The 11451-nt window shown below is 69.0% G+C and carries 10 protein-coding genes; 6 read left to right on the forward strand and 4 right to left on the reverse strand.

Going from position 1 to position 11451, the window contains the following annotated elements; all coding sequences use genetic code 11:
• Positions 1 to 2: 2 nt before the first annotated feature.
• Together ACF08W_RS23565 and ACF08W_RS23570 are read left to right on the forward strand one after the other, a co-directional pair.
• Complete coding sequence (locus ACF08W_RS23565) at positions 3 to 1943, forward strand: alpha/beta hydrolase (protein WP_392280433.1); 1941 nt, start codon at positions 3 to 5, stop codon at positions 1941 to 1943.
• Positions 1940 to 2497 (forward strand): hypothetical protein, encoded by a 558-nt coding sequence (locus tag ACF08W_RS23570; protein ID WP_392280434.1) that lies wholly within the window; start codon positions 1940 to 1942, stop codon positions 2495 to 2497. The genes ACF08W_RS23565 and ACF08W_RS23570 overlap by 4 nt, the downstream gene beginning before the upstream one ends.
• A 24-nt stretch (positions 2498 to 2521) precedes the next feature.
• Here ACF08W_RS23570 and ACF08W_RS23575 read toward each other — a convergent pair whose 3' ends face one another.
• The 4 genes from ACF08W_RS23575 to ACF08W_RS23590 form a co-directional block, all read right to left on the reverse strand.
• Positions 2522 to 3670, reverse strand: coding sequence for an abortive phage infection protein (locus ACF08W_RS23575; RefSeq protein ID WP_392280435.1), 1149 nt, complete (start codon positions 3668 to 3670; stop codon positions 2522 to 2524).
• A gap of 156 nt (positions 3671 to 3826) precedes the next feature.
• The gene (locus ACF08W_RS23580; protein WP_392280485.1) at positions 3827 to 5095 is read right to left on the reverse strand and encodes an MraY family glycosyltransferase; all 1269 of its coding nucleotides are present in this window, start codon (positions 5093 to 5095) and stop codon (positions 3827 to 3829) included.
• A 69-nt stretch (positions 5096 to 5164) separates the two neighbouring features.
• Positions 5165 to 6562 carry an acyltransferase gene (locus tag ACF08W_RS23585; protein ID WP_392280436.1) on the reverse strand — a complete coding sequence of 466 codons (1398 nt, stop codon included), beginning with the start codon at positions 6560 to 6562 and terminating at the stop codon, positions 5165 to 5167.
• Positions 6563 to 6802: 240 nt separating this feature from the next.
• Positions 6803 to 7624, reverse strand: coding sequence for a C40 family peptidase (locus ACF08W_RS23590; RefSeq protein ID WP_385207961.1), 822 nt, complete (start codon positions 7622 to 7624; stop codon positions 6803 to 6805).
• Between the two features lie 816 nt (positions 7625 to 8440).
• On the opposite strand from ACF08W_RS23590, the gene ACF08W_RS23595 reads away from it, so the two are divergent.
• From ACF08W_RS23595 to ACF08W_RS23610, 4 genes are read left to right on the forward strand one after another with little or no spacing between them, the layout of a single operon-like run.
• A complete protein-coding gene (locus ACF08W_RS23595; RefSeq protein WP_352276004.1) occupies positions 8441 to 8800 on the forward strand; it encodes an NADH-quinone oxidoreductase subunit A in 360 nt (119 codons plus the stop codon).
• A 24-nt stretch (positions 8801 to 8824) separates the two neighbouring features.
• Complete coding sequence (locus ACF08W_RS23600) at positions 8825 to 9379, forward strand: NADH-quinone oxidoreductase subunit B family protein (RefSeq protein ID WP_352276005.1); 555 nt, start codon at positions 8825 to 8827, stop codon at positions 9377 to 9379.
• Entirely contained in the window at positions 9376 to 10101 is a 726-nt protein-coding gene (locus ACF08W_RS23605) for an NADH-quinone oxidoreductase subunit C (protein ID WP_352276006.1), read from the forward strand. Before ACF08W_RS23600 ends, ACF08W_RS23605 begins: the two co-directional genes overlap by 4 nt.
• Positions 10101 to 11423 carry an NADH-quinone oxidoreductase subunit D gene (locus tag ACF08W_RS23610; protein ID WP_352276008.1) on the forward strand — a complete coding sequence of 441 codons (1323 nt, stop codon included), beginning with the start codon at positions 10101 to 10103 and terminating at the stop codon, positions 11421 to 11423. The genes ACF08W_RS23605 and ACF08W_RS23610 overlap by 1 nt, the downstream gene beginning before the upstream one ends.
• Positions 11424 to 11451 lie beyond the last annotated feature (28 nt).

Raw genomic sequence — 11451 nt, forward strand, 5'->3', positions numbered from 1 at the left:
CCATGAGTACCGCACCCGGGCTGAGCTGGCAGCAGCTCCGCGACCTCGAACTGTCCCGGCTCACCGGCGCCGCCGACGGCTGGCGTGCCGCCTCCGCGTTCGCCGACGACGCCCGTGAGCGTGTCGACAGGGACATGGCCGGCAGGCTCGCCAGGACCCAGGACAGCGAATCCGCCCGCGCGGCGGTCGAGCGGTTGAAGCGGCTGAGCGAGAACTACCACTACGTCCACACCGAAACCGCCCTGGTTCGGGGTGTCCTGGACGGCCTCGCCGGTGAACTCGGCGCGCCGCAGCGCCGATTACGCGACGCGCTCGCGGACGCCGCCTCCCTCGGATACTCCGTCAACGACAACGGAAGCGTCGGCTTCCCGGCCGGCGGCCGGAACGAGCTGACCGGAGAGCCGCTGCCCGGCGGCTCGGCCGTGGGTGACAACGGGCTGATCGGCGCCGGGAACCCCGGGCTGTACTTCGACGCCAACGGGATGTACGACCCGGCCAGGGCATCGGGCGCACCGGCCCTGAAGAGTCCCAACCCGCACCGCGCCAAGGCCCAGGACATCGCGGACCGCCTCGCCCACGCGTTACGGGAGGCGCGCGAGATCGACGAGCGGTACGACACCGCCCTCGCCAGGCTCAAGGCGGCCCCCGGCCTCACGGTGGACACCGGAACGTGGGCGGACGCGGCGGCGGACGCCGACGCGGTGAGCGGCGCCGCCCAGCAGTACCTGGAGAAGAACATTCCGCTCGACGCCTCGCCCGCGGAGCGCAAGGACTGGTGGGACCGCCTCGGCGAGGAACAGCGCGAGGAGTACATCTCCGCCTTTCCCGGGCTGATCGGGAACCTGGACGGAATTCCGGCGCTGGCACGAGACGAGGCGAACCGGGAGAACCTCCACCTCCTCATCGGGGAACTCGGCGCGAGGCACGACGAAGCCTCCCGGGACATGCTGGGCGGTCTGAAGGGCATCCAGGAGAAACTGGAACAGGGCGGCGAACCGCCGATGTACCTGCTGGGCATCGGCGACGAGGGCAACGGCCGCGCGATCATCGCCTACGGCAACCCCGACACCGCCGACAACGTCTCGGCGTACGTGCCGGGTCTCGGCACCAAACTGGACGCGGATTTCGCCGACGGAACGGTGAACCGCGCGCTGCAGACGGCTCTTGGCGCGCAGGAGGTCGACCCCGGCAGCAGAAACGCGTCGATCGTGTGGCTCGGCTACGACGCGCCCCAGCTGACACCGGGCGACCTGACCAGTGGCAAAAGCGTGATGTTCACGAATGACGCCGCGGCCGGAGCCCCCGACTACAACGCCTTCATGGCGGGGATCTCCGCAACGCATGAAGGTCGCGCTCCGCATACCACCGCCATCGGGCATTCCTACGGCTCCCTCACGGTGGGGCTGGCGGCCCGGTCGGAAGGAGGAATCCCCGGCGCCGACGACATCATCCTGGTCGGAAGCCCCGGAACCGGCGCGGACAACGCCGGGGAGTTCCATGTGGGCAAGGGGCATGTGTTCGTGGGTGCGGCCGAGAACGACATTGTCACCAAGCTCCCGAGCCATGCGGAAGCAACCGGAATGGTCTCCGGCGCGGTCGGCGGAGGCTCGACCGGACTTGTTCTGGGCGCCGGCATCGCCGGACCTCCGGGCGCGTTGATCGGGGGTGGTTCCGGCGCCATCGTCGGAGGGATCGGCAGCTTCATGGCGCAAGACGCGCAGACCGACCCCAGTGAGCGCTGGTTCGGTACGGACCCAGCGAGCAAGAACTTCGGGGCGACCCGATTCTTGGTGGCCGATGGGGAAACCGTAGTGGAAGACCGGGGGCAAATGTCGGCTCATTCGAATTACTTCGACCCGACGAAAGATCAGGATTCGGCCGACAACATCGCCCGGATCGTGGCCGGAAAACCGGAGGCGATCAAGCAGGAGACGCCTCGATGAAGAAATGGGGATCCGTGATCCTGGCAGCCGGGATGCTGTTCGCGGCCGGATGCGGGGCGGGTGGCGATTCGACGAACAGGGGAGTGAGGATGGACATGCAGGAGGCGGCGACGAGGGCGGACGACATCCTCGACGGCACCTTCGCCGCCATCAAACCGGCAGTGCATTGGACGCATGGGCGTTCGACGGAAGGTAGCTGCGACGTGCAGAGGCGCCGGGCGGTGATGACGATCATCTCCAAGGAGCGGCGAGGAAGCTTCCTGGGGGTGATCGAACGCTACTGGGCAAGCAAGGGATACAAGCAGCTCTCAGTGAACACCTCGGAGATCCCCGCCATGTATTACCGGACTCCCGATCAGTTCAACGTGCGCGTCCTCATCGGCAGCAACGGACAGGCTTTCTTCGAAGTTGCTACACCGTGTGTGGATCGTTCCGAGGTCGCGCCGCCGAAGGCAGAAACGGTCGGGCCGAACTACGCCGACGGGAAGATTCCGTTCCCCGATGTCACGTCGGACTTCTGGTCCGCGAAGAGCCCGCTTCCTTCACGGACCTGACCCAAGAGGCGTCCGGCGCGCTCGTCAGTGGCGGCTTGCTCGGGCGTAGCAGCGGGACAGGGCGTGGAAAGCCTGCTTCGGCTCCCAGTGCCAGTCGGACGCCGGGTCGTCGAACCGGTTCTTGACCGGCTTCACCACGGCGTAGCTCGCCATGTCCAGGTCGTAGCGCGGGTCGGGGGAGTACGGGGCGTCCGGGGTGAGGAACTCGAAGGCCATCGCGGCGTAGAGGCCCAGCTCCTCGAAGACGCCGAGAAGTTCGGTGAGGTAGGCGGCCTGGGTGCGTTCGCTGCGGACCAGGTCGCCCTTGATCTCGGGCGGCTGCTTCGTGTAGTCGACGGTGTCCCAGCCCATGCCGCCCAGTTCGGGCGCTCCCCGGTACGCGCACGTGCCGAACTCGGTGATCGCCAGCGGCTTGCCCCAGCGCAGGTAGCGGCGGAGTTCGCGGGCGTACTGGGCCCGGTCGGGGAAGTACGAGTAGTAGTCGATGCCGACGATGTCGAAGAGGTTCCAGTCCACTTCGTCGTCCTGGGCGGCCGCGTACGACAGCTTGCCGCCGAAGACCGACCGGCCGACCGCCGCGGCCCGTTCCGTGAACGCGGCCAGGCGCCGCATCATCAGCTCCGGGTCGAAGTTCCCGTCCATCAGGTTGCGGATGCGTTCCTGCGCGTTGTCGCCGGGCACGATGCCCGGTACGAAGAGCCAGAACTCGCATCCCACGCTCAGGTCGGCGCGCGCCCCCTGGCGGCGGAGCCGTTCCAGGTGGCGGCCGGTCTCCGCGAGGTGGTCGAGGATCTCCTCGGCGGGACGGTCGCCCAGGGTCGGCTGGAGCCAGATGTGGAGGCCGAGCTCGGCGGCTTCGGACGCGGTGGCGTTGAGGCGGTCGACGCCGTCGCCGGTCACCTCGACCGACGTGGCGTGCAGGTCCTCCTTGATGGCGCGGAGGTCCGCGCGCATACGGGTGGTGCTCCAGGCGGTGCCGGGGGTCTCGCCGGCGCCGATCGTGTAGCAGACCCCGCGATGGGTGAGGCCCCGGCCGGACTTCGGTGCCGGGGTTGCCGCGGCGGGGGCGCTGGTCAGGAGCGGTCCGGTGGCTGCGGCGGCCCCGATCGCCCCGGCCCCGGCCAGGAACCCGGCTCGGCTGATCCTCGCGTTGGGCTTGCTGTGGTGACGCACTTCGGCTCCCGGATGGTCGGCTGCTCGGGCGGTACCGTCAGCATGCCGAGCGGGTCCGGGCGGGGGCGTCCGCCGAAAGTCCACGACGGCCCGACCAAAGGATGAACCGGCCGCGCGGGGAAGGGCCCCGGGACGGTCCCGGAACCGCCGGACCCGTCAGGCGGCTCGGTTCCCGGCGTCCACGGAGGCGCGGGGGGCGTCGGCCGGGGTGCTGCCACTGGCGATGACGCGGCCCTTGCGGCGGCGGGCGAACAAGCGCCGGGGGAAGCGGTTACGGGGGAACAGACGGCGGGTGAGGCGGGCCTCGTAGCGCGGCTGGAGCAGCAGGAACAGGCCCAGCGCGCAGACGCCCGCGATCCCGTACAGCATCCAGGACTTGGCGCCCCGCGCCGAGAAGGCCACGATTCCGAACGAGAAGAGCGCCGACCAGAAGTACATGAGCAGCACGGCCCGGCGGTGCGAGTGGCCGAGCTGGAGCAGCCGGTGGTGGAGGTGGCCCTTGTCGGCGGCGAACGGGGACATCCCGTTCCAGGTGCGCCGGACGACGGCCAGCACCAGGTCCGCGACGGGCAGCGCGATGACGGAGAGCGGAAGCAGCAGCGGAATGTAGACCGGCACCATCGCGGCCGAGCCGGACGTGCCGTCCACCGACTGGTTGAGGAGGCTCGGGTCGACGTCCCCGGTGACGGAGACGGCGCATCCGGCGATGAGCAGGCCGAGCAGCATGGAGCCCGAGTCGCCCATGAAGATGCGCGCCGGGTGGGAGTTGTGGATGAGGAAGCCGAGGCACATGCCCGCGAGGATCGCGGAGACGAGCGTGGTGGACGCGGCGGCCTCGATCCCGTAGCCGTACCAGAGCCGGTACGCGTACAGGAAGAACGCCGTCGCCGCGATGCCCATCGTGCCCGCGGCCAGTCCGTCGAGTCCGTCGACGAAGTTGACCGCGTTGATGGAGACGACGACGAGTCCGACGGTCAGCAGGGTGCTCTGCCAGTCGGAGAGGTAGATGCCGTCCGTGCCCGGCACCGGGAGCCAGGGGATGGTCAGCCCCTGGAAGACCATCACTCCGGCGGCGAGGACCTGTCCGCCGAGCTTGACCAGCGCGTCGACGCCCCATTTGTCATCGAGCACACCGAGGAGGCAGATCAGCGTCGCCCCGGACAGCAGGGCCCGGGGCGTGGAGCTCTGGGTGAAGATCTCTTCCAGCTGCGGGAGGTGCGAGGCGACCAGCAGTCCGGCCAGCAGTCCGCCGAACATGGCCATGCCGCCCAGGCGCGGGGTGGGCTCGCGGTGCACGTCACGCGCCCGGACCTCGGGGACCACCCCGATCGCGATGGCGAACTTCCGTACCGGCGCGGTCAGGAGATGCGTCACCGCAGCCGTGACGAACAGCATCAGCACATAGTCCCGCACGGGCCGCCTCACATCCTGGCCCAACAGGCCGGTACCTGCACAGGCGCCCGGTCCGGGGCCCCTGATCGCACCCCGGCGAGCCTAGCTCATACGGATTCCCGCGCTGCGGGGAGCGGGGAGCGGGGCGGCCAGGGCGGGCTTCTTGGGTACGGCCTTCCCGGGCACGGGGTTCTCGCGTACGGGCTTCCCGGGCACGGGCCTCTCGGCCACGCGCCTCTCCTGCGCGGCGAACAGGGCCGCCAGCACCAGCAGCACCCACAGCACCGGAGTCGGTGTCCCGTCGGGGGCGACGAAACCCTGGGCGGCGAGGCCGAGGAGACCGGCGGCGGCGAGCACCGCGGCGGCGGCGACCCGGCCGGGGCCCGTCCGTACCACCGCACCGGAACCGGCGGAACGGCGCCGGAATTCGAAGCGGCCGAATATCCGGGTGAAACACACCAGGAAGAATCCCGCGGTGGAGACCCAAATCGGGACCATCGCGAACCACAACGCGCTGCCGGGGGCCGGAGTGGCGAAACCGAATCCGACCACGAATATTCCGGCCGTCATGACAAGAGCGGGCATGTGCCAGAGATACAGGGTCATGAACCGCGCCCCGCACCAGCCCAGTACGGCCGTGACCCGGGGGCGTCCGGCACATCGGACGATCAGCGGCTTGAGCGTCAGCCAGAGGCCGAGTTGTCCCGCCGTCAGCGTGAGCATCACCGCGGTCGGCGGGCTCATGTTGGAGACCGGTGCCCCGGGCATTCCGATCATCGACGCCGGATACGGGCCGAGGACCACGGCGACGGCGGTGAGTCCGAAACCGGCAACGGCCAGGGCCGGGGCCGTCCAGCCGCTCCGCATGCGCAGCCCGCCGTCGGCGTAGTGGAAGCCGAGCTGATGGGCGGCCAGCCAGACGAACAGGGCGTTCAGGAAGCCGACCGCCGGGCCGATCTGGAACCGCAGCACGTCGATGACCAGGGCGGACGCGGCGAGCACGCCGAGCACCCGCCAGCCGTGGCGGCGGTACCACCGGTACATCAGCGGGGTGACCGCGACGACGAGCACGTACACCGCGAGGAACCAGAGCAGTTGCCCCGCGATCTTCCCCGCCATCAGCACCGGCTGCCGGGGCACGCCCGCGCCGATCAGGAGGTGGGGCAGCAGCAGCCATACGCCGGCCAGGGGCACGACCGGCACCAGGAGACGCGCGATCCTGCCCCGGAGCCATTCGGGAACCGAATCCACCGAACGGAACGAGAAGAAATTCGCCGCGCCACCGGCGAAGAAGACCATCGGCATCACCTGGGTCAGCCAGGTGACGATCCACCAACCGGGACCGGCGAGTGCGTTCCCGGTATTCAGCCGGCCGTTCTCATAGGTCAGTACCGGCATGAGCCAGTGCTGGGAAATGACCGCCAGAACGCACAGGGCTCTGATGATGTCTATGAAGGGATCACGGGCGCGACCGGGTGAATGCGCGGGCGTTGACTGCATGTATTCATCGTGCTGTCGGCAGTCGGAACAGGCAGTAAAGCGGCCCCCCGAATAGTTCGGGGGGCCAGCACCGAGCCCATGGTGGGGGCAGCACCACCCCGGCCGGGAACGGCGAAGGGCCGTCGCTCCCGAGCGGGGGAGGCGACGGCCCTTCCACGGCGTACGGCCCGTGGGCGTCGGCGTGCCGACGTATCGGCCAACGGACGCGCCGACGCACCGGCGTGCCGGTGCGCTGGTGGATCAGAGAACGCGGACCGCGCCCGACGGCGGGTCGTAGGAGAGCGGACGCTGCACCACACCGGTGCTGGAGTTCTGCGCACCGACGAACTGGCCGCCGCCCACGTAGACGCCGACGTGGTACGCGCTGCCCGCGCCGCCCCAGTACAGGATGTCGCCCGGCTGGAGGTTGCTCAGCGAGACCTGGGTGCCCGCGGTGGACTGGGCCTGCGAGACGCGCGGCAGGTCGACGCCGACCGTACGGAACGCGGCCTGGACCAGGCCGGAGCAGTCCCACGAGTTGGGGCCGGTGCCGCCGGACACGTAGGCGTCGCCGACCTGGGCCTTCACGAAGGCGATGACGGACGCGGCGGAGCCGGTCGCGTTCGACGAGACGGACGGGGCGCCGGCGGTGCTCGTGGAGCCGGCGGACGCGCTGAGCGTCGTACGCGTGGCGGTGCGGGAGGCGCGCTCGGCGGCCTCGGCCTTCGCCTTGGCGGCGGCCTCCGCCTTCTTCTTGGCCTCGGCCTTGCGGACCGCCTCGGCCTTGGCCTTCTTGGCGGCCTTCGCCGCGGTGGTCGCGGCGGCGTCCTGCTGGGCCTGCGTCTGCAGGTCCTGGGCGACCTGCTGGGTGGCCTCGGCGGACGCGGCGACGGCGGTGGAGAGCCCGGAGGTGAGGGTGGGCATCTCGATGGTCTGGGTCACCGGCTCGGCCTGGGCCGAACCGGCGGTGCCCGCCACGGCGATGGTGCTGAGGACGCCACCGGCAACTCCGGCACGCAGCGCCGTCTTCGGGGCGTTCCGGCGGGGCTTCCGGTGGCTGGGTATGTGAGCGGTGTGGGACATGGGTACTAGCGCTATCAGGGCTCCGGGCCTCCCATCAAGAAACGTGTGTTGCGACACAGTTACGTTCGGAATCTGTGAATCCGCTTCCTGGAGGGCTTTATTGACGCCGTAACGGGCAAAACGGGCATGCCTGATCACCGCTGTGATCACGGACTTTCGGCAATACGCCCGAATTGCCCGGCGCCTACCATCCGCCCGCACTGATGGCCAAGCCCGCTTTTACCGCGCCCCTGGGTGCGTGACGCAGGTCACAGTGCGATCGGCGCATGAGGGGCAGTTATGCGCCATGCGCCCAAGGCGGCGCCTCGCGGGGGAGATGCTCCATTCGTCCGTAAAGGCGCACATGTTCGCGTGGGTCCACTTTGCTCTCCGGGCTGCCATGCGCGGGTGAGTTCCGGTGGCGCGGGCGGAGGGGGCGCCGCCCTCGGGGTGTGGCCGGGGCGTCCGGGGGCGGGGTTCGGAGCGGGGGTCTCTATCACCCCGTGACGTCCATCGCCAATTTGCTTGGTAAGGCCATCTCTTGATAGGGCGACAGCCGTTTGACCAGCGGTAACAACCTCGGATGTCACGTCTCGTGATCACTCGACCGCTTCACGTGTGAAGATCACCGCTCATCCGACTTCATGATCCTTCGTCAGGTGGTGGAGATCACAAAGACGTTGCTGCACCCCGTGTCGCAGATCACAGGATGGCGGGCATAGGATGCGGGGCAGTCGGGCTTGTGAACTGCCTCACATGAGCACGATCTTGGTGAGGCGGTGAGCCGGTCGCCCGATGCGGTCCAACGGTCAAGGACGACTGGAAGGAGCGAGGAGCGTGAATGCCTACGCGCCCATCCTCGTGCTCGGCGCCCTCGGGGCAGGGTTTGCGATCTTCTCCGTGGTCATGGCCACGCTTATCGGCCCCAAGCGGTACAACCGGGCAAAGCTCGAAGCGTACGAGTGCGGGATCGAACCCACCCCCACTCCGGCCGGAGGCGGCCGCTTTCCCATCAAGTACTACCTGACGGCGATGCTCTTCATCGTCTTCGACATCGAGATCGTCTTCCTCTATCCCTGGGCCGTCTCCTTCGACGCCCTGGGGATCTTCGGGCTCGTGGAGATGCTGCTCTTCGTGCTCACCGTCTTCGTCGCCTACGCCTATGTGTGGCGTCGCGGCGGCCTGGACTGGGACTGAGGACTAGGGGCTGAGGAGCACACCATGGGACTCGAAGAGAAGCTGCCCAGCGGCTTCGTACTGACCACTGTCGAACAGGCCGCCGGCTGGGTGCGGAAGTCCTCCGTCTTCCCCGCCACCTTCGGCCTCGCCTGTTGCGCCATCGAGATGATGACGACCGGGGCCGGGCGGTACGACCTGGCCCGGTTCGGGATGGAGGTCTTCCGCGGATCGCCGCGGCAGGCGGATCTGATGATCGTCGCAGGACGGGTCAGCCAGAAGATGGCTCCCGTCCTGCGGCAGGTCTACGACCAGATGCCCAATCCCAAGTGGGTCATCTCGATGGGCGTTTGCGCGTCATCGGGCGGAATGTTCAACAATTACGCCATTGTTCAGGGTGTTGATCATATTGTCCCGGTCGATATCTATCTGCCGGGCTGTCCGCCCCGGCCCGAGATGCTGATGGACGCGATCCTCAAGCTCCACCAGAAGATCCAGGGCTCCAAGCTCGGGGTCAACGCGCAGGAGGCCGCCCGCGAGGCGGAGGACGCCGCGCTCAAGGCACTGCCCCTGATCGAGATGAAGGGGCTGCTGCGGTGAGCGAGAGCCGTAACCAGGACGAGCAGAACCCGAACGCCGTGCCCGCCCCCCGCGCGGACACCGGCGAGGTCATCGGCGTACGCAAGGGCATGTTCGGCGCCGAGAACGGCGGCGACACCTCCGGCTACGGCGGCCTCGTCCGCACCGTGACCCTGCCCGGCGCGGCCTCCCGCCCCTACGGCGGCTGGTTCGACGAGGTCGCCGACGAACTCGAAGGCGCCCTGGAGGAGCAGGACCTCCTCCCGGAGAACGCCATCGAGAAGACCGTCGTCGACCGGGGCGAGCTCACCTTCCACATCGCCCGCGAACACCTGCCCCGGGTCGCCCGGACCCTGCGCGACGACCCGGCGCTGCGCTTCGAGCTCTGCACGGGGGTGAGCGGTGTCCACTTCCCCGGCGACAAGGGCCGCGAGCTGCACGCCGTCTACCACCTGCGCTCGCTCACGCACGGCCGGCTGATCCGCCTGGAGGTGTCGGCCCCGGACGAGGACCCGCACATCCCGTCCCTCGTCGCGGTCTACCCGACCAACGACTGGCACGAGCGCGAGGTCTACGACTTCTTCGGGCTGGTCTTCGACGGGCACCCCGCCCTCACCCGGATCATGATGCCGGACGACTGGCAGGGCTTCCCGCAGCGCAAGGACTACCCGCTCGGCGGCATCGCCGTTGAGTACAAGGGCGCCCAGATTCCGGCTCCGGACCAGCGGAGGTCGTACTCCTGATGACCACTCCCCACGCAACCCCGCGCGCGACGACCGAGGGCACCGTATATACGGTCACCGGCGGCGACTGGGACGAGGTCGTCGACTCCGCGGTCAAGTCCGACGACGAGCGCATCATCGTCAACATGGGCCCCCAGCACCCCTCCACCCACGGCGTGCTGCGGCTGATCCTGGAGATCGACGGCGAGACCGTCACCGAGGCCCGCTGCGGCATCGGCTACCTCCACACCGGCATCGAGAAGAACCTCGAATACCGGAGCTGGACCCAGGGCACCACCTTCGTCACGCGCATGGACTACCTGACGCCGTTCTTCAACGAGACGGCGTACTGCCTCGGCGTCGAGAAGCTCCTCGGCATCGAGGACCAGATCCCCGACCGGGCCAGCGTCCTGCGCGTGCTCCTGATGGAGCTCAACCGGCTCTCCTCGCACCTGGTGTGCATCGCCACCGGCGGCATGGAGCTCGGCGCCACCACGATCATGATCTACGGATTCCGCGACCGAGAGCTGGTGCTCGACCTCTTCGAGCTGATCACCGGCCTGCGCATGAACCACGCGTTCGTCCGCCCCGGCGGGCTCGCCCAGGACCTGCCGCCCGGCGCGGTCGACCAGCTCCGCGAGTTCGTGAAGACCATGAAGAAGAACCTGCCGGAGTACGACAAGCTCGCCACCGGCAACCCCATCTTCAAGGCCCGCATGCAGGACGTCGGCTACCTCGACCTGACCGGCTGCATGGCGCTGGGCGCCACCGGCCCGATCCTGCGCTCCGCCGGACTCCCGCACGACCTGCGCAAGACCGACCCGTACTGCGGGTACGAGACCTACGACTTCGACGTCCCGACCGCCGACAGCTGCGACGCCTACGGCCGCTTCCTCGTCCGCCTGGAAGAGATGCGCCAGTCGCTGCGGATCATCGAGCAGTGCATCGACCGGCTCGCCCCCGGACCGGTGATGGTCGCCGACAAGAAGATCGCCTGGCCGGCCCAGCTCGCGCTCGGACCGGACGGACTGGGCAACTCGCTCGACCACATCAAGAAGATCATGGGCACCTCCATGGAGGCCCTGATCCACCACTTCAAGCTGGTGACCGAGGGCTTCCGGGTCCCGGCCGGGCAGGCGTACACCGCCGTCGAATCGCCCAAGGGCGAGCTCGGCGTGCACGTCGTCTCGGACGGCGGCACCCGCCCCTACCGGGTCCACTTCCGCGACCCCTCCTTCACCAACCTCCAGGCCATGGCGGCGATGTGCGAGGGCGGCCAGGTCGCCGACGTCATCGTCGCCGTCGCGTCCATCGACCCCGTGATGGGAGGCGTCGACCGGTGACCGAAGCACCCAAGGAAGTCAGTCTGGG

The sequence above is a fragment of the Streptomyces sp. NPDC015144 genome, assembly GCF_043079735.1.
Classification (GTDB): domain Bacteria; phylum Actinomycetota; class Actinomycetes; order Streptomycetales; family Streptomycetaceae; genus Streptomyces.